Source organism: uncultured Thalassolituus sp. (genome assembly GCF_950066645.1).
Lineage (GTDB): Bacteria > Pseudomonadota > Gammaproteobacteria > Pseudomonadales > Oceanobacteraceae > Thalassolituus.
Genome location: NZ_CATMFB010000004.1, coordinates 202,472 through 221,686 on the forward strand (window position 1 = coordinate 202,472; position 19,215 = coordinate 221,686).

Annotated in this window: 17 protein-coding genes; 12 read left to right on the plus strand and 5 right to left on the minus strand. The window is 53.1% G+C overall.

What is annotated here, in order from left to right:
* The first annotated feature begins 18 nt into the window (after window positions 1–18).
* Window positions 19–501, plus strand: coding sequence for a hypothetical protein (locus Q1L85_RS05490; RefSeq protein WP_300425123.1), 483 nt, complete (start codon window positions 19–21; stop codon window positions 499–501).
* 6 nt (window positions 502–507) lie between these two features.
* On the opposite strand, the gene Q1L85_RS05495 is transcribed toward Q1L85_RS05490, so the two are convergent.
* Complete coding sequence (locus Q1L85_RS05495; protein ID WP_300425122.1) at window positions 508–1,638, minus strand: aminotransferase class V-fold PLP-dependent enzyme; 1,131 nt, start codon at window positions 1,636–1,638, stop codon at window positions 508–510.
* A 77-nt stretch (window positions 1,639–1,715) separates the two neighbouring features.
* On the opposite strand from Q1L85_RS05495, the gene Q1L85_RS05500 reads away from it, so the two are divergent.
* Genes Q1L85_RS05500 through Q1L85_RS05530 form a run of 7 tightly spaced genes read left to right on the plus strand, consistent with a single transcriptional unit; the run spans window position 1,716 to window position 9,370 of the window.
* The gene (locus tag Q1L85_RS05500; RefSeq protein WP_300425120.1) at window positions 1,716–4,628 is read left to right on the plus strand and encodes an insulinase family protein; all 2,913 of its coding nucleotides are present in this window, start codon (window positions 1,716–1,718) and stop codon (window positions 4,626–4,628) included.
* A gap of 4 nt (window positions 4,629–4,632) precedes the next feature.
* A complete protein-coding gene (locus Q1L85_RS05505; protein ID WP_300425118.1) occupies window positions 4,633–5,361 on the plus strand; it encodes a DUF3450 domain-containing protein in 729 nt (242 codons plus the stop codon).
* Window positions 5,358–6,677 (plus strand): MotA/TolQ/ExbB proton channel family protein, encoded by a 1,320-nt coding sequence (locus Q1L85_RS05510; protein ID WP_300425116.1) that lies wholly within the window; start codon window positions 5,358–5,360, stop codon window positions 6,675–6,677. The genes Q1L85_RS05505 and Q1L85_RS05510 overlap by 4 nt, the downstream gene beginning before the upstream one ends.
* Window positions 6,677–7,186 (plus strand): MotA/TolQ/ExbB proton channel family protein, encoded by a 510-nt coding sequence (locus tag Q1L85_RS05515; protein WP_300425115.1) that lies wholly within the window; start codon window positions 6,677–6,679, stop codon window positions 7,184–7,186. The genes Q1L85_RS05510 and Q1L85_RS05515 overlap by 1 nt, the downstream gene beginning before the upstream one ends.
* Window positions 7,186–7,593 (plus strand): biopolymer transporter ExbD, encoded by a 408-nt coding sequence (locus tag Q1L85_RS05520; RefSeq protein ID WP_300425114.1) that lies wholly within the window; start codon window positions 7,186–7,188, stop codon window positions 7,591–7,593. Before Q1L85_RS05515 ends, Q1L85_RS05520 begins: the two co-directional genes overlap by 1 nt.
* Entirely contained in the window at window positions 7,593–8,204 is a 612-nt protein-coding gene (locus Q1L85_RS05525; protein WP_300425112.1) for an energy transducer TonB, read from the plus strand. Before Q1L85_RS05520 ends, Q1L85_RS05525 begins: the two co-directional genes overlap by 1 nt.
* Window positions 8,201–9,370: a hypothetical protein gene (locus Q1L85_RS05530; RefSeq protein WP_300425110.1), complete on the plus strand. Its 1,170-nt coding sequence runs from the start codon at window positions 8,201–8,203 to the stop codon at window positions 9,368–9,370. The genes Q1L85_RS05525 and Q1L85_RS05530 overlap by 4 nt, the downstream gene beginning before the upstream one ends.
* Here the strand turns inward: Q1L85_RS05530 and xthA are convergent, their stop codons facing one another.
* Complete coding sequence (gene xthA, locus Q1L85_RS05535; protein WP_300425108.1) at window positions 9,371–10,183, minus strand: exodeoxyribonuclease III; 813 nt, start codon at window positions 10,181–10,183, stop codon at window positions 9,371–9,373.
* A complete protein-coding gene (thiI, locus tag Q1L85_RS05540; RefSeq protein ID WP_300425106.1) occupies window positions 10,176–11,699 on the minus strand; it encodes a tRNA uracil 4-sulfurtransferase ThiI in 1,524 nt (507 codons plus the stop codon). The genes xthA and thiI overlap by 8 nt, the downstream gene beginning before the upstream one ends.
* Window positions 11,700–11,967: 268 nt before the next feature.
* On the opposite strand from thiI, the gene phbB reads away from it, so the two are divergent.
* Window positions 11,968–12,714, plus strand: a complete 747-nt coding sequence (gene phbB, locus Q1L85_RS05545) for an acetoacetyl-CoA reductase (protein WP_300425104.1) — start codon at window positions 11,968–11,970, stop codon at window positions 12,712–12,714.
* Window positions 12,715–12,745: 31 nt separating this feature from the next.
* On the opposite strand, the gene Q1L85_RS05550 is transcribed toward phbB, so the two are convergent.
* The gene (locus Q1L85_RS05550; protein WP_300425103.1) at window positions 12,746–13,984 is read right to left on the minus strand and encodes a site-specific integrase; all 1,239 of its coding nucleotides are present in this window, start codon (window positions 13,982–13,984) and stop codon (window positions 12,746–12,748) included.
* Window positions 13,985–14,159: 175 nt separating this feature from the next.
* Between Q1L85_RS05550 and Q1L85_RS05555 the strand changes: the two genes are divergently transcribed.
* From Q1L85_RS05555 to Q1L85_RS05565, 3 genes are read left to right on the plus strand one after another with little or no spacing between them, the layout of a single operon-like run.
* The gene (locus tag Q1L85_RS05555; RefSeq protein WP_300425101.1) at window positions 14,160–15,800 is read left to right on the plus strand and encodes a Na/Pi cotransporter family protein; all 1,641 of its coding nucleotides are present in this window, start codon (window positions 14,160–14,162) and stop codon (window positions 15,798–15,800) included.
* Window positions 15,801–17,219, plus strand: coding sequence for an MBL fold metallo-hydrolase (locus Q1L85_RS05560; protein ID WP_300425100.1), 1,419 nt, complete (start codon window positions 15,801–15,803; stop codon window positions 17,217–17,219).
* Window positions 17,220–17,228: 9 nt separating this feature from the next.
* Entirely contained in the window at window positions 17,229–18,035 is an 807-nt protein-coding gene (locus tag Q1L85_RS05565; protein ID WP_300425098.1) for a TIGR00730 family Rossman fold protein, read from the plus strand.
* A 132-nt stretch (window positions 18,036–18,167) separates the two neighbouring features.
* On the opposite strand, the gene Q1L85_RS05570 is transcribed toward Q1L85_RS05565, so the two are convergent.
* Entirely contained in the window at window positions 18,168–19,184 is a 1,017-nt protein-coding gene (locus tag Q1L85_RS05570; RefSeq protein ID WP_300425096.1) for an AraC family transcriptional regulator, read from the minus strand.
* Window positions 19,185–19,215 lie beyond the last annotated feature (31 nt).

The following is a 19,215-nucleotide window of genomic DNA, read 5'->3' on the forward strand; positions in this document are numbered from 1 at the left end:
TTGACAAAGGAAGTTGTTTTGAAGTCCCTGAGTCTTACTGCCTGCAGTCTTTTGATTGTCAGCGCTCCCTCTTTCGCAAACGGTTCTGACGAATCGAATATTTCACTGAATCTGGGTTTGTCGGGTCTTACTCCGGCACTCGGTGTATCGCTTGAATATGCGCCAGTTGATCATCTTTCGCTTTTTGTTGGCAAAGGTATTATTGGCGGCCTCACTTATGGAGCGCGACTTCTTCAGGATCGGAATCACGGCGGCTTCTATGCTGCAGTTGGTTATGCGCCTGTTGAAATCGTAGAAGATGAATTTGATGATGGAGAAGAAGTTCTCTACGGGCTGCATGTGATCGGCGGTTATCGCTTCGTTCTTAGCAATAAGAATTACATTTCTGTAGGTGCCGGCATATACAACCGGACAGAAAGCTACGACAGCGATGATCCTGATTATTATGACTCTGACGGATCTGGCCCAACATACGACATAACATACGGCATCCAGTTCTGACGAACATTACCACTGGCAGATGCGTGCAGCGGCCAACACCGCTGCATCCAGCGTGCTTTGCGGGGTGTGGCAGTGAGGTGAAAACCGCAGACCACCACCCCGGTGCATACAGATAACCCTCTCTTTCATAAGCGCCTGCCAGACGTCTTTCGGGTCTTTACCATTCGTATTGAATGTGAGGATTCCAGACCTGCCAATGCTGTGTTCTGGTGTAATCAAACGAGCGCCTGCCTGCTGAAGTGCATCGGCGAGATATTGTGTTTTTTCGCAGATGGCTTTTTCTACTCTATCCATTCCCTCAGTAATCAGCAGATCCGTACTGGCTTTTAGCGCGTGCGCGGCCAGCAGGTTAGGGCTGCCACACTCGAACCGGCGGGCACTCGAAGCAGGCGTCCAGTCTGTCCGGCTGTAATCTCCGGCATGCTCAATCATATGCCAGCCATATTCGTTCAGTGTGAGCTGATCCATGACTTCAGGCCGGATATAGAACACGCCCAGCCCTTCAGGGCCCAGCAGCCACTTGTGGCCATCTGCCATGGCGAAGTCACAGTGGCATGCCTGCACATCGAACTGCAGAGCCCCGATGATCTGAATAGCATCCACACAAAACAGCACACCGTTAGCCTTGCAGGCCTCACCGATCCGTTTCAGGTCAAGCCGTATGCCGGTGGCGTACTGAACAGCAGAGACTGATACCAATCTGGGCGACTGAGCGATTGCGCGCAGAAGCTTCTCTTCCGGGTCTTCCCCGCTAAGGGACACCGTCTCAAGGACAACCCCTTTTTCCTGCAGAGATTCCCACACGATCCGGTTTGAAGGAAATTCTTCATCTGGGATAACTACGCGGTCTCCCTGCTGCCAATCAATGCCATAGGCTACAAACGAGAGCGCCTCTGATGTATTTTTCACGAACGCAACGGTCTCTGTCGGGGCGTTAATCATCTGTGCCAGATTTGCTCGTAATTGCGATTCAACCATCAGCCAGTCTGGGTAATGCGCAGCACCAGCATGAGTGTTTTGTTGGGCAAAATCTGTAACCGCCCGCCGTGCGCTTTCCGGCCAGGGGGCGACAGCCGCATGATTCAGGTAGGCAAACTCCTGATTTACAGGAAATTCATTGTTCAGCAGGGTTTCCATTTTGCGCATTCCAGTCCATCAGGGTCACTGTTAAGATAGGGCAATAACAGCACTATAACAGGATATTCCGGTACTTCATGATTGAAACTACTCGCAACGACGTCCAATTCCGGCTGGTCAGCAGCACCCCGGTTGAATCCCTGAATATCGGGATTGATCATTACGAACACCTGCAAACCGGGGCCGTTCACTATCACATCAACTGCGACCATGATGAAAAAGCGTTTCTTGTTGCGGTGAGAACCATGCCTCACGACTCTACCGGGGTTGCTCACATTCTTGAGCACACCGCGTTGTGCGGCAGTGAAAAATACCCTGTGCGGGATCCGTTCTTTATGATGACACGTCGATCCCTTAACACTTTTATGAATGCCATGACGAGTAGCGACTGGACCGCATATCCTTTCGCTTCTCAGAACGATAAAGACTTTAATAATCTGCTGGATGTTTATCTGGACGCAGTATTTTTTGCCCGCCTGCACGAATTGGATTTTGCTCAGGAAGGGCATAGGGTTGAGTTGTCAGATCGTACCGACCGGAACTCACCTCTCGAGTACAAAGGGGTGGTGTTTAATGAAATGAAAGGTGCAATGTCCTCCGCAGTATCGCAACTGTGGCAGGGTATCAGCAGTGTATTGTTTCCGACGACAACCTATCACTACAACAGCGGTGGCGAGCCTGCAGACATTGTCGATCTCACTTACGAACAGCTGACTGAGTTTTACCGCACGCATTATCACCCGACCAATGCCATTTTTATGACCTTCGGAAACCTCGACGTATCCGAACTCCAATCAAAACTTCATATTCAGGCGCTTTCCCGGTTTGAAAAACAGGAAAGGCAATGGCGTGTAGATCCGGAAAAGCGCTATCAGAAACCGGTCACCACAACGGCGCGATACGGTGTCGACAGCGACGATCTGTCAGGTAAAACTCACCACGTGGTTGGCTGGCTTCTCGGTGATTCAACCGATCTGGATGCTCAGTTGGAAGCGCACCTCGTCAGCCAGGTACTGCTCGACAACAGCGCATCGCCATTACGCAGGGCGCTTGAAGAGTCTTCGCTGGGCGCTACGCCGTCACCATTGTGCGGACTGGAAGATTCCAATCGTGAAATGAGTTTTATGTGCGGCCTGGAGGGCAGCGAGCCCGAACATGCCGGTGCTGTTGAGGCGCTGATCCTCAATACTCTGAATACTGTCGCGAGAGACGGCGTACCACAGGACATGGTTGACGCTGCGCTCCACCAACTGGAACTGCATCAGCGGGAAATCGGAGGTGATCACTACCCGTATGGGCTGCAGCTGATCCTCAATGCCTTACCTGCAGCTACCCATTATGGTGACCCGGTTGCACTGCTTAATCTTGACCCCGCACTTGAACGACTCCGCTGCAAAGTTACACAGCCCGGATTTATACAGGAAGCCGTCACCCGTCTGCTGATTAATAATCAACATCGAGTCCTCTATACGCTGGCTCCGGATGCTGACTTGAACAGTCAGGTTGCCGACGCTGAGCGCCAGAGACTAGAAAAGCTGAAGGCAGGCATGAGCGAAAGCGACATCGATGCTGTGGTTGAACTGGCGGCTGCGCTGGAAAAACGACAGGCGGAGGATGATGATCCGGGTATCCTGCCACAGGTGACTCTTGCAGATGTTAACCCTCAGTTATCGTATGTTGCTCCTACCGCTGAGCATTCTGATGGGCTGGCAACCACTGAATACGTTGCAGGGACAAACGGTATTCTCTATCAACAATTGCTCTGCCAACTCCCTGATCTGTCCGCGGACCAGATTACCTGGCTGCCGTTCTTTGCCCAGGCGTGGACAGAGGTCGGTGCAGGCGGAAACGATTACCTGGCCCAACAACAGAAGCAGACAGCGATCGTTGGGTCGCTGTCATCCTATGCGACCATCAAAGCCCAGGTCGATGACTGCAGTCACCTGAGTGGCTATCTGGTAATGACAGGTAAAGCGCTTGGCGGTCAGGCAGAGGCATTCTCTTCACTGATGCAGGAGACCTGGCAAACATCGGTATTCAATGAAGAAAAGCGCCTGACGGATCTTCTTGGTCAGGCAAAAGCACGTAAGGAACAGGGCATAACCGGAAGTGGTCATGCGCTGGCCATGTCGGCGGCTGCCGCACAGTTGAATCCTACCGCGCACTTTATGAATGAAATTGGCGGCCTCCCGCAGACCGCCCGCCTGAAAGCGAGGGTCAATCACATCCGTAACCAGGGGGCCGGCGAACTTGTTTCGGTACTCGAATCTATCTCTGAGGCGATTGGTTCAAATCCAGAGGCAGCACTGCTGGTACATGATGAAGCCAGCGCTGGCAGTCATCGTGCTGCGTTGTCATGCTGTTGGGGACAGTCGGCAGAATCCCGTTCAGGGACTGTCCACTGGTCGCCGTCGGGTACGGCTCAGTACTGGATGGTCGATTCTCAGGTTAATTTCTGTGCCATGGCATTCCCTACGGTCACACTTAACCACCCCGATGCCGCTGCGCTATCGGTGCTTGGTGGTGTGCTCCGCAATGGTTTCCTTCACACGGCTATTCGCGAAAAGGGTGGTGCGTATGGGGCAGGGGCGACGCAGGATTCCTCCATCGCCGGATTTAAATTTTACTCCTACCGCGACCCCCGGGTGGAGGGAACATTCGACGACTTCAGCCATTCCGTCGACTGGGTGCTCAATCTGAAGGACGGCGACGCACTGGTTGATCAGGCTATTCTCGGACTGATTGGCAGCCTTGACCGGCCTGGATCTCCTGCCGGAGAAGCGAAACAGGCCTTCCATATGGATCGCACAGGACGTACGCGTGAAATTCGCCAGACATTCAGAGACCGGCTGCTGCAGGTCAAATGGGCCGATGTCCAGCGTGTTACAGAGGCTTATCTGAGAGGACAGGCTGGCAGTAAAGCCGTTGTTGCACCCCGTGGGACCGAAGCCGTTGCTGCGCAGCTTGGTTTAAATTTACAGGACTACTGAAATCATGAAGTATCTAGTATTATCAGCTCTGATTTCGCTGCCCGTTGCTGCATCTGAAGTCGGAACAGCCACAGACACCGTTGTTAAAGCCAATGCCGAGTCAGCGCAATCCCAGTTGCGGATCAATCAATTAGATGAAAAGACCCGAGAGCTGCTCAATCAGACCCGCGAGGCAGTTGCTGAATCGCGCCAGACTCAGCTCTACAATCGCCAACTGAGTGCCATTATCGCCAGTCAATCTGAAGAGCTGGCGAGTATCGCGAGCCAGATCGAAAGCATCGACAGTACTGAGCGCGGTGTTCTGCCACTGATGCAGGATATGATCGACGGCCTGGTTGAAGATATCTCGTCAGGTGTTCCGTTTCTGCTGGATGAGCGCACGGTGCGCGTTGAACAGTTACAGGCGCTTATGCCCAGGGCTGACGTCAGTGTTGCCGAAAAATATCGCCGGATTACGGAAGCCCTGCTTATCGAAGTCGAATATGGCCGCACGATTGAGGCATGGCGAAAACAGGAGTCGGATCTCGCATACGACTATCTGAGAGTCGGGCGTATTGCACTCTATCGCGCGACCATTGATGGTCGCAGCTCAGAACGGTGGACACCTGCCGGATGGGAGCCCCTGGACACCAGCGAAACGTCAAACGTTATAACCGCCGTTAAAGTCGCCCGACAAAGTGTCACGCCTCAACTGGTGACACTGTCTCTGCCTTCTGCCGGAGCGTCCAGATGAATAGCTACAGAATCCTGACCGGCCTCACAGCTGCATTGTTATCCCTACCTCTCTTTGCGGCTGCGCCAACCCAGAATGCCGATCTCGTGAAAGCGGCGACACAGCAGCTGGATAGTGCACGCGAAGCAGCATTCCGCGGCGACCTTGCAGCACAGATGGACATCTATCGCGCCGCAGACGCCAGCCGCAATGACGCTCGTGAAGAGTCCGAGCGACTCAGAGAAACTTTTGCAACGAACGAAAAAGCCCTGGCGGATGCGTCTGAAGCACTGCGCCTGAGAACAGGTAGTCTTGGAGAAATGTTTGGCGTTGTGCGTCAGACGGCAACCGACCTTCAGAGCGTCACTGACAATAGTATTGTTCGTATCGATCACCCCGATATTGCGGCTAACCTTGCGGCGCTCTCTGAGGCCCGCGAGCTGCCGCAGCTGACAGAGCTCAAGCAGTTATGGGATGCATTGAGAGATGAAGCGCGCTGGAGTGGTGAGATTTCTTCAACGGAGGTTGATGCGGTTTACCCGAATGGTGAACTTGCCAATACACAAGTGATTCGTATTGGTACTTTCAACCTGATTTCTGCAGATGGCTACCTTACTCTCGATGATGAGATGAAGGCGCTCAGCCTTCTTCCACGCCAGCCCACTGAGGCTGCCCTGATCGATAACTACCTGGCCAGTGATGTTGCTCCCGTGGCGATAGACCCCTCGCGGGGTGGGTTGCTCAGCCTGACGGCAGAATCACCGACCTTTGTTGATCGTCTGCGACAGGGTGGCATGGTGGGCTACCTCATCATTTTCATTGGCGCAGTGGGTGCTGCGATCGCTGCCTGGCGACTTATTGCACTGCGCCTGACAGGCTCTGCTGTCCGCAATCAACTCCGGACGCTGGAAGCGCCATCCCCGGACAATGCCCTTGGCCGGATATTGATTGCCCGCGGTTCCGATAACGACGATCAGGAGCTGCTTGAAGCCCGCATGGACGAGGCGGTACTGAAAGAACTGCCAGGAATTGAGCGTGGGCAGTCGATCATTCGCCTGCTTGCAGCGATTGCGCCCCTGCTCGGGTTGCTTGGCACAGTGACAGGTATGATTGCCACGTTCCAGGCAATTACAGTTTTCGGATCGGGAGACCCGAAACTGATGGCAGGAGGTATTTCTCAGGCGCTTGTCACCACGGAACTCGGCTTAATCGTTGCCGTGCCTCTGCTGTTGCTGCACAGCTGGGTGGCGTCGCAAAGTCGGGGGCTGGTCCAGGTGCTCGATGAGCAGTCAGCCGGGCTGATCGCTGAGGCTGCAGAAAAGCGGGAGTCGCGTTAATGCTCTGGCTGACAGACTTTATATCGCAGGGAGGCCCGGTTCTGTATGCGGTTTTTGCAGCGGCGGCCATTCTGTGGATGTTGATCCTGGAGCGACTCTGGTTCTTTTATCGGGTTCAGCAACAGTTGATTTTCATGAATACGCAGAAGTGGAAGCATCGTAACGATCAGACGTCCGCATCCGCGCGCCAGATCCGCAGCGCCTGGCTATCCGGGTTCCGCAGCATGGCTGAAGGGCCTCAGATACTGATCGGCGCTATGATCGCAGTCTGTCCTTTGCTCGGCCTGCTTGGAACCGTTACCGGAATGATCGAGGTCTTTGACACGCTCGCTATCGCTGGTACGGGGAATGCCCGCGCCATGGCCGGAGGCATTTCAAAGGCAACATTGCCGACCATGGCAGGCTTAGTGGTCGCATTGTCTGGCTTATATTTCCGTAGCCGTTTCCAGCGCCTGACGCAGCGCCTCACTCAGAAATTAGCCGATCAGATGCCGATAGGGGGTGAGTAATGGCCAGGCGTCATGTAGACAGAGACAGCGAAGGAGCAGATGTCGATATCACACCGATGCTGGATATCGTCTTTATCATGCTCATCTTTTTTATTGTCACTACCTCGTTCGTCAAAGAGAGTGGTGTGACGGTTAACCGGCCCCAGGCGTCAACTGCAGAACAGAAAGATGGCAGCAATATTCTGGTCGCGATCCGTGCCAATGGCGAAATATGGATTGATAAACGCGCAGTAGATGTGCGTGCGGTGCGCGCCAACGTCGAGCGTCTGAAGGCTGACAGTACCTCTGGGGCGGTCATTATTCAGGCAGACGAATTTGCCCCCACCGGGCTTCTTGTAAAAGTGATGGATCAGATCCGCCTGGCGGGTATTGATGATATTGCACTGGCAGCAAGCGGGGATCGCTGATGCGGTATCTGCTGCTTTTTCCGCTTGGCTGTGCTGTTGCCCTGATTCTTTTTGGTCTGATGAGTTACATGGTGGCACCGCCGCAGAATCTGAGCATGGACAGCGCACCTCCTGTTCAGCTCAGCTTTCTTCGCCAGAAGCAGGAAACCGGGGCAGAGCGCCGGGAGCGTAGTCTCCCACCACCCCCGGAACAGCCAGTCGCCCGGGACACCGCAATGAGTGCTTCTTCACAAGCGCAGGAGTTGAGCCCGCCTTCAGTGAATGTGCCGGCGTTCTCAACGGACCTGAGTGTGACATCACTTTCCGGAAGCGGCGACATACTCGCAGGGATTGGCATGGGAGACAGTGAGGTCATGCCGTTGGTGCGACCGGCTGCCAATTACCCGGCTCGCGCACTATCGAGGAAAATTGAAGGCTACGTCAAAGCCCGCCTGACGATATCAGCCGAAGGCAGCGTAACAGGCGTTGAGGTCATCGAGTCTGAACCGCCCGGTGTCTTTGAGCGCGAAGCCATCAGGGCTCTGTATCGGTACCGTTTTGAACCTAAGGTTGAAAACGGTAAAGCTGTAGGCCAGACCGCAACCCAGACGATAGAGTTTTCTCTGAAATGATCCGACTGTTTGTATTCTTATGTCTCAGTCTGCCGGTGTTCGCTGCGGAGTTGAGTGAGCGCCAGTATCGCCAGTTACAGGCCACGCAGGAGCTACTCACGGCCGGCTCATACAATGACGTGCTTGATGACACGGCAGAGCTTTGGGCAAAACAGGAGGGTGGTCTGGCTGAGGCACTTCTGCTGCAGCTCAGGGCCGAGGCCCTGCAGCAGACTGACCAGGTGGCGGAGAGCGCAGAGGTACTTGAAGTCGTACTCGCCAATACAAGTCTGCCTCCCGACAGGCGTATTCCCGTTGCAGCCTTGCTGGCTAAGACCTACCTCATGACAGACAATCCCGGCAAGGCACGAGCGGTATTGTCTTCGAGAATCACTGCAGACGCTCCGGACGTTGCGCCAGCAATAAAAATGTTGATGGCGATTGCCTGGCAGACAGACGAAGGCTGGGGTGAGTCGCTGCCTTGGATTAACGGTGCGCTCAGTCAGGAGTCATCGCCGCCGGAAGCCTGGTTGTCAATGAAGGTTGCAGCTGAGTACCGCACCGAACAATATCGCGCTGCAGCAGGTACTCTCCGACGCCTCATCGCCTTGCGTCCGGACAACCGTATCTGGTGGTTGCAGCTTGGCGGAATGCACCAACTGCTTAATGAGCCCGAAAAGCAGCTGGCGGTCTATGAGCTGGCAAATATGGCAGGCCTGCTGAATGAGAGTGATCAGAAAGACATGGCCCGCCTGATGATTGCGCAGGGTGTACCGGCTAAGTCAGTCAAAATCCTCGAGAACATCCCTGAAGAAGATTCAGGCGAGCTGCTGTTGGTGGCGTTGCGGTCTGCGCGGGACCTTTCCGAAGCAGCAGAACGGATGCTTGCTCAGGGGATGTCTGACTCTCGTTCTGCGTTGCTTCAGCAGGCGCTGCGCCTATTCTATGCCGAGGGGCAATGTGCCAGGGTAGTGGATGCATTTTCGACGCTGACTCCCAGCATGCTAGGTGACTCGCGTGAGCGAGGGTCTCTGACGTTGCTGGCGGGCAGCTGCGCGATGGAAACAGGGCAGTTTGACGACGCCAGAAGATTCTTTCAGCAGGCAGCGTCTATGCCGGGTGTCTCTGTCCAGGCTAAACGCTGGCTGGATTATATTTCAGCCCTTCAGCACGAAGGGCTGGGCTGATCAGGAAAACTCAGACCACACAGGTGCATGATCCGACGGTTTTTCTGTTCCACGCACGGTGTAGCTGACACCAGAATCAGTGCACCGTTGATACAGTGGCTCGGTGACCAGAATGTGGTCGATTCTCAGGCCGCGCTTTGGAGTGTCTTCGAACCCGCGGGAACGATAATCAAACCAGCTGAAAGTATCATCGTTGTCGGGAGCAATTTTCCGGAACGAATCTTTCAGTCCCCACGCAAGTAAACGCGTGTACCACTCCCGTTCTTCTGGCTGAAAGCTGCATTTGCCGCTTTTCAGCCAGCGCTTACGGTTCGGCTCACCAATGCCAATATCTTTATCCTCCGGGGAGATATTCATATCTCCCATGATGATCAGGTTGTCATCAGGCGTGAAGTTCTCTTCCAGATACCGCATCAGGTCGGAATAAAACCGACGCTTAGCGGGGAATTTCACTTCATGATCGATGCTTTCGCCCTGCGGGAAGTACCCGTTGATCACATGCCATTGTTCACCCTGAACATCGTACGTTGCGTGAATCAGGCGCTTCTGGGCATCTTCGTCGTCCCATGGCCATCCTTTCTGTACGCGAACAGGAGGAGTAAGACTGAGAAGGGCGACGCCATAGTGACTTTTCTGCCCGAAGAATTCGACGTGATACCCCAGCGCTTCCACCATCTCCTTTGGAAACTGCTCGTCATGAACTTTCGTCTCCTGCAACCCGAGAATATCCGGATTCAGCTCATCCCGTATTGCTTCGAGCTGATGAGGGCGGGCGCGCACGCCGTTAATGTTGAAACTTACAATTTTAGTCATCGGCTACAGATTCCTGTTCTGTCTGCTCTGCGTCAGAAGTGGTTACCGGACGCTTAATATCGGGCTCGGAGAACACGCCGTATCGCTCCGGGCTTTCCAGGCTGAGATGGTGTGCATGAATACGACTCATGGTGCCTTTCTGGCAGTAAAGTAAGTGGCGCACACCCGGCGCAAACTCGCTCTTCTTTGTTTCCAGGTCGTAGAACGGGATGCGCAACACCGCGTTGTTGGGCAATGTCAGCGGATTCTCTTCAGCTTCAGCAGGATGTCGGATATCGACAATAACATCACTGATGGCGGGCGTAGTGACGACAGGAATATCTTCCAGACCGCTCTCAGCTTCGCTAAGCACCTCGTCAATACGCTGGGTACGTGAGCGCGCAATCGCATCACCCAGAACCGCCATATCAAAGGCTGTTTCAGCCGCCTCTACGCGCTTGCGGTCTCCGACCGTCGTAGGATTAACGGAGATGACACCACAATACTCCGGCATGCTCGCGGCAAAGCTTTCGGTTCCTATGCGGCGGGCAGTGTTAATGATTTCCTGTTTATCCATAGCAGCAAGAGGGCGGAGGACCATGTGATCACAAACGCGGTCAATGACTGCCAGATTGGTAATGGTCTGAGAGGCGACCTGAGCGACAGCCTCGCCAGTCACCAGCGCAGGGAGGTGGAGATTGTCAGCCACCTGAGAGGCGGCCCTGAGCATCATGCGCTTCAGTACGACTCCCATCTGGCTGGTCTCGACGTTCTTCAGAATTTCGGTGACGACGTCTTCAAAGGGTACCGTGACGAATTTAACTCTGTGCGATTCTCCGTAGGTGCTCCAGAGGTAATGCGCGACCTGCTTAACCCCAATTTCATGGGCGCTGCCACCAAGATTGAAGAAGCAGAAGTGCGTTTTCAGCCCGCGACGGGTCATCAGGTAGCTGGCAACTGTCGAATCAAACCCACCAGAGATAAGAGACAGGACCTCCCCCTGGCTTCCCAGAGGGTAGCCGCCCAGTCCCTTGATTGTCTGGCGGACAACATGAACCTTGTCGTTGCGAAGCTCGGCCTTAACGACCACCTCGGGGCTTTTCAGGGACACCGCGCGGGCCTCAGTTTCTTTCAGAATGCCGCCGCCGATGTAGATCTCAGCCTGATGAGAGGTGAAATCATGTTGACCAGCCCGTTTGATCCTCACACAAAACGTCTTGCCCGCGACCTCGTCCCGGTACTCATCGCGGATCCGCTGGTAGGCGTCATCAAGAGTTGAAAAAGGGTATTCGCCGATTTCCAGAGTAAAGCCAATGCCCGGTGTGTGACTGAGAATCTGAATAACCTTGCGGCGCGTCACTTCGTCATCGTGATTAACGACGATCGCAATACTGTCCCAGCGGTTCTGAACATCCGCAGAAATGAGGTGTGTACGGAACAAAACCTGCAGATTCTGTCTGAGAATCTTAGTCATCTGGCGTCGGGCAGACTTTGATTTGATCGTGATTTCTGGGAACAGTTTAACGATGAACTTCATGATACAACGGCCTGGGGCGGAGAAAGCGGCGCATTATAAACGAGTACGGCTTCTTTACCCAATCGACCAGCTGACAGGGCTTGGAAATGGTGCGCCACTCACCTGACAAAAACTGTCTCACACCTGTCCAGTGGCAACATTGCGCACGTAAGACGACACAAAATGTGACAAATGCAGTCACGTCTATTTCAAAAAAGTCGAATGTCATTCTACTTTCATAGTGACTGGCAATTCTGATTCAGTAACAGCAACTCTGAAGGAGTAGGAAATGAGCAAACGCATCGCATTGGTAACTGGGGGAACGGGTGGCATAGGATCGGCCATCTGTAAGAAGCTTGCTGACGATGGCTATCGGGTCATCGCTGGATATTACTCCGGCGGGAATCATGAAAAGGCCCAGCGTTTTCAGGAGGAGATGGCAGCTGAGGGCTACGACATCGCACTGGCCTTCGGCAATATCACCGAGTGGGAATCATGCGAAGCCTGCGTAGAGGGCATTAAACGGGACTTCGGCGCCATCGACATTCTTGTGAATAATGGCGGCATCACCCGCGATTCAACCCTGAAGAAGATGAACAAAGACCAGTGGGTGGACGTCATCAACACCGATCTGACCTCCGTGTTCTATATGACCCGCATGGTGATCAACGACATGATCAACAACAACTACGGGCGCATCATTAACATCAGTTCTGTTAACGGCGAGAAAGGGCAGTTCGGTCAGGCAAACTACTCGGCAGCCAAAGCAGGGATGCATGGTTTTACTAAGGCCGTTGCACAGGAAGTGGCCAGCAAAGGTGTCACCGTGAACACTATTTCGCCTGGGTATATCGCTACTTCGATGATTATGGAAGTGCCAGAAGAAATTCGCGAAGGTATCCGCAAAGGCATTCCGGTTGGACGTTTTGGTACGCCTGAGGATATCGCCCGGGTGGTAAGCTTCCTGGCACACGAAGATGCTGGCTTTATTACAGGCACCAATGTGTCGGCGAACGGTGGTCAGTACATGCACTGATCTGTTTTTGGTGTCTCTCCAGAAGCCGGGCTTATTCGAAGTCCGGCTTCAGCTTTTTGTGCCGGGCACTGGCGTGCCGCTCCCTCATCTCTGTATCGATATAGCGGTCTGTTGTTGCCATGCTTGCATGACCGGCATCTTCCCGGACGTGTTCTTTGGGACGGAACTTAACATCCTCGGATATTCCCGTGTGCCTTAACCAGTGCACCGTGGACACTTTCAGTTCCTGCGCTTCATCAGTCAGCCCCTGTGACACCATTCTTTCATATGCCAGATCGAAACATTTCTGAACCAGATATCTGACCTGTCGGGTACTGGTGACCGGCCCGCGCCCACGCAGCTTTGGTAGTAGCGGGGTATGCTCACCCACGTACGGCATAGGCGGCAGACCAAGGTGAGAACGATATCGCTTCAGGGCTTCCAGCATGTCGTCTGACACGGTCACCATCCGCACCTTATTACCCTTACCAACCACACGAAGCCACCAGTGACCGTCCTGATCCTGCTGAAAATCCCCCATAACCGGCGCGGAGCGTTCATCCGCAACCAGCTCTGAGATCCTGAGATACATGCCAAACAGGCACTTCATAACGAAAAGGGTTCGCTCGTGCTCTGCTGGCTGCTGCTCCGCCAGCGCCTCGACCGTTTCAAGAATGAAGTCCCACTGAAGGTTAGATAATCGCCTTACGGGCTCCTGGTAAGCATGGCGCTGCAGAAACTTACTTTTCTGGCGGATAAGGCTGACGGGGTTGAGGCGCAGGTAATCTTCCTGAATCAGGAAGTTGAAATAGGTGGAGAGTACTGCAAACAAAGCCTGAAGTGACTTCTGCGAAAGCGCCATAGAGGGGGCGTTGCCCAGCTTATCTGGCTTGCTAACAAAAGGTTTCCAGACTGGGTTAACAACACGCTCCCCATTTCTGGTGATAAATCTTGCCACCTGTTTCTGACCTGTCCACGCAGGAGGTGGGTCCTGGCAGAAAAGAACGTAGCTTTCCAGATCCTGCCGGGTTAGCTCGGCAAGACTCTTCTGCTGCAGGAGCCAACTCCATTGCAACAGGCGCTCGGTCTCCCGCCGGTAGCTGTTAAAGGTCGCAGTTGACCCATCATAGGCCTGAAGAAACGTAATCGTGTGGACAAGGTCATCGAAGGCATCCGGAACACTGATGTGACTGTGCTGTTTCAGTACTTTCCGGGAGTAGGCAAGCGGGCTGTTAATCTCACCGAGCTGGTCGATCAGGGGAGTAGGGACTGGAAGATGTCTTCTCTTCATCGGCGCTCAGATAATTCGTTGCGGATTATCACTGTCAGATCCGCTTTTCTATGTATCCAGATCAATATACAGCAATGGTTATTCCAGTATTCTGCTACATCGGCCACGTGGAGTATACCTGCAGAATCGCAGGCGCTCTGACCCTCAATATCCTGAACAGGTAGCGATTCACAGTTTGGATACTTTTCAGCTAGTCGGCCTCGTTGCCGGTGGATTAGGGCTTTTTATCCTCGCCATTGAAATGATGACGGACGGGCTGAAACAAGCGGCCGGCTCGGGATTGAAAGTCCTGCTTTCGTCATGGAGCAGCCACCCAGTAAAGGGGATTCTCTCGGGCACTATGATGACCGCGGTAGTGCAGTCTTCCAGTGCGGTGACCGTTGCCGCGCTTGGCTTCGCAAACGCCGGCATTCTCAGTATGCGCCAGGCAATCGGCATCATTTATGGCGCCAACATCGGCACAACGGTGACGGGCTGGCTAGTGGCACTCGTCGGGTTTAAGTTCAGTATTCAGGCCTTTGCACTCCCTATGATTGCAATGGGGGTACTCCTGAAACTTACTAAGCCCTCACAAAGGGCGTCTGCTTTTGGCGTGGCCCTGGTTGGGTTTGGTCTGTTTTTCGTTGGCATCGATTTTCTCAAAGAAGCGTTCAGCAGCATTGTTGAAGCGTTTGATCTGACGCGGATAAAAGCCGATGGGATTACCGGGATTTTCCTTTTTCTGCTGATCGGGACTGTTATGACGATTCTTACGCAGTCCTCGAGCGCCTCTATAGCCCTGATTATCACTGCTGCATCGACCGATGTCGTGGGGCTCTATGCCGCTGGTGCAATGGTGATAGGGGCTAACATAGGGACAACCACCACTGCATTGCTTGCCTCGGTGGGTGCGACAGCAAATGCCATGAGGGTCGCCACAGCGCAGGTCATATTTAATTTATCGACGGGTGTCGTTGCGCTCGTTCTCCTGCCCGTGATTTTGTTCGCCATTGAAAAGCTATCGGTAGCTGCGGGGCTTAACACGAATGTAGCGTTCACACTGGCGATTTTCCACACCGCATTCAATGTTGCCGGGGTCGTCCTGTTTTATCCAATAACCGGGCGCCTCGCCGATTTCCTCGAGCAACGCTTTCGTAGCCGTGAGCAGATTCCTTTCCGGCCGCACTACATTGATAAAAATGTTGCAGACACACCAGACCTTGCAGTCAATGCTGCGGCGCTTGAGTTGAACGACATCCTGCTAGCCAGCCTGGCTGATTATCAGACAATTAAGCTTTTGGCTTCGGCTTATGACCATTCGCTATCCGGCGATATACCGGGGCGTCGTTCGCTGTGCGAGCAGGTATCCGAGTTTGTGGTTGGCGTGCAGCAATCTTCATTGAATGAACGAACCGCACAGCAATTAATGGACATAATGCTGGCAAACCAGGAAACACTAGCGATGCAGACGTCACTCTCTGTTCTCATACAGAAGAAAATATCGCTTCCGCAAATAAGTACAGATCTTGAAGAAAGGTTTCTGTTGTTTTTTGAGCTTACACAGAGACTCTCAGACAACCTGACACAGGGGCAATTGCCCGACACATTACTGGCGTTTGAAGAAGCGGAAGAGAGTTTTGAGCAGCTCCGCCGAGCCATGATACGTGCCGCCGCGCTTCATCAGGTGAAGGTGTCTGATATGACGCAATTGATTGATTTTGCTTCAACCGCGCTTTCGGTAATTCGTCATGCTGTCCGGGCGTCTGAGAAAACGTCGGAAATTATTAAAGTTAAAGGCGACATTCAACAAACCCGTCATGAGGGTGGAGGAAGTTAAATGGCCAGACTTACGTTTCTTGGTGCCGTAGAAGGTGTCACCGGATCAATGTATCTGCTGGAAACGCAACGCAGCAATGTATTGCTCGATTGCGGGCTGTTTCAGGGTAGAAAAGAGGAAGAGGCCGAAAACCTTACTCCTCTGGATTTTGACGTTTCGTCCATCGATGCGGTCGTTCTGTCTCATGCCCATCTCGACCACAGCGGCAGATTGCCGCTGCTGGTAAAAGAGGGGTATCAGGGGCAGATCTTTATGACCCAGCCGACGAAAGAACTGATCAGCATATTGTTAAAAGACGCTGCCTCTCTACAGGAGCGGGATGTCGAATGGGAAAACAAACGTCGCAGGCGCTCCGGCAAAGAACCCATAGAGCCATTGTATGGGCTGGATAAAGTAGACGACACGCTGATGTTGTGTGAAGGGGTGGATTATTACCGGACGCTGCAGATAGCGCCTGATGTGCACGTTACCTTCCACGATGCGGGTCACATACTCGGCTCTTCGATTGTTTGCCTGGCCATCTCGGAAGAGGGTCAGGAGAAGCGCCTGGTATTCTCAGGGGACCTTGGTAACTCACAGGCAGCATTACTACGCGACCCGGACATTATTTCTGAAGCGGATGTTCTGCTGATGGAGTCCACCTACGGCGACAGAAATCATAAGTCTATGGAAGATACGCTTCAGGAATTTGAAGGCGTGATTGAAGAGGCGAGCCGGAATGGGGGAAATATCCTTATTCCATCATTTGCTGTAGGGCGTACCCAGGAGATCATATTCCGTCTTGGTGAGTTGTATCAGAAAGGTAAGCTACCACACCAGGCAATCTACCTTGATAGTCCGATGGCTATTTCTGTCACTCAGGTCTACGAATCGCACCAGGAAGTTTACAGCGATGAAGATCTGGAAATAATAGACAGCACTACGCCGCGTAAGCCCTCCGCCCCTAAAAACCTTCAAAGCCTGCTTCCTCCATTGCGCTTCACATCAACCACTGATGAGTCCATGAAACTCAATAAAATAAAGAGCGGGGCGATTATTATCGCCGGCAGCGGTATGTGCAATGGGGGTAGAATCCGCCACCATTTAAAACACAATCTGTGGCGCTCGCAGTCACATGTGGTTTTCGTTGGGTTTCAGGCCATGGGCACCCCTGGACGGCGAATCATTGACGGTGCAACATCAGTAAAGATGGCCGGCGAAGATATTGTAGTGAAGGCGCAGATTCATACGCTTGGCGGGTTCTCGGCGCACGCCTGTCAGAGCCAGTTGCTTGACTGGCTGGATCACTTCAAAGAAAGTCAGCCGCAATTATTCCTTGTCCACGGAGAGTCTGAGGCCAAAAGGGCACTCAAATCCGCCGCAGAAAGCAGGGGATGGACCGCCAGAATCCCTGAAAAACGGGAAACAATTTCTTTCTGAGGACGATCTGTGAGCGAAAAGAAGAAACCCGCATCGTGTTTTCCATCAGCCGCCGAAGATGTCGAACACTCGAAAAACACCCGCCTGGACAGCGCTTCATATCGTCTGGCATACGCAGATGATGCCTTGCTACTGCGTGATGAGATGCGATCCGTCAGGCTGGGGCTCGAGTGGATGAAACCGGATCTGATACAGGAAGAAGCCGGCATAGAATCAACACTGGTGGTTTTTGGCGGGGCCAGATTCCACGAAACCACGGGTGATAAGAACCGACCCGGTACTGGCGCTTACTACTACTCGCAGGCCCGGGAGCTAGCCCGGCGCGTTACCGAGCTATCGGTCAGTCATGACTGCCGCCAGTATGTGGTCACAACCGGCGGTGGTCCGGGGGTTATGGAGGCAGCAAACCGCGGTGCAAAAGATGCAGGCGGGCTGAGTATCGGACTCAATATCGTATTGCCATTTGAACAGACACCTAATCCGTACATCACACCTGAACTTTGCTTTCAGTTCCATTATTTTGCCGTACGCAAAATGCACTTCCTCAAACGAGCCGTCGGGCTGGTCGCATTTCCCGGTGGCTTCGGCACCATGGATGAGTTGTTTGAAACACTGACTCTGGTACAGACGAAAAAGATCGACCGTCTACCGATCATCCTCGTTGGCCGTCAGTACTGGGAACAAGCCGTTAACTTTCAGTTTCTCGCCGATCAGGGCGCGGTCAGTCAGGCGGATCTGGAGTTATTCAAAATGGTCGACACTGCAGAAGAAGCCTGTAAGGTTCTTTTCCAACACTGGAATGGAGCTGAACAATAGTCCCGCAGGAAAATACCCAGGAATTCCAGCAATCTCTGCCACAATCTACCTATTCCGATAATAACAATTATCGGAAATAATAGAGGATATATATGTGTTATCGTGCTATCGAATTGACGATACATATGCTTATCACTTTTTGCTCTCAAGTCTGTATGCATGGGGTGTAATCCCATGCCAACGTCGAAATGCGTTAATAAAACTGGTTGGTTCCGCATATCCAAGTCTTTCTGCAATCTGAGGAATGCTAAGACGCGGTCCATTTAATAGCTCCTCCGCTATAGACATCCTGACTTCATCCCTCAGCTCAGCAAAGGTTACCCGTTCACCCGCGAGCCGCCTTCGCAGGGTTCGCGAGGTCATGCACAGTGAAGCACTGACCTCATCCATCCTGGGCATATACCCTGCCATAGACACCATTTTGTCCCTGACAAGCGCTGCAACCCCATCACGAGTACTTCGAGATTCGAGCAACAAACGACACTGATCAACTGCCGCTGCATGGGCAAGTTCATTAGCTCGCGGCAAAGGTCTGTCGAACATGGTCCGATCAAACTCCACGCAGTTCTCACTTGCACTAAATTCTGGCTCGACGTTAAAAAATGAACAGTAGTTGGATATGTCTGCCGGAGGTGCGCATTTAAACGTTACCCGAGTGACCATCGGCTGCAGGTCATAGAGGTCACGGGCTACGGTAATTAAAGCCGCAACATCGCGCTCAATGATGAACTGAGCCAGCTCTGCGGGTATATCATTGTCGATTAGTTGCACGTTGATACCACTGTCGCACTCTGATACAACGAAACGGGTGAAGGCAAACGTGAGATGAAAGTGCTGGAGAGCTACATCCAGTGCACTGCGCATTGTGCGGCTACTGACTATGGCGAACCCCAGAGCCCCAAATACAGTAAAGTGATATCGCGTACCTGCAATAATCCCAAGTGCGGGCTTTTGACTTGATGTGGATACAAGGTTCCGGATCACCTGTAGCTCCTGCTGCGCAGAAATGAGCAATTCTGATTCAGCTAACTGATCCTTGCTCAAGCCACTACCGGACAGCAAAAAATCCGCCGTAGTTCCCAGCTCAATCGCAAGTTCAGACAACAGGCGCACACTCATCACATTTCGATGGAAATTCCAATGTGCCATTCATTCTTCCCCTCTAATTTCTCGGCGTCCC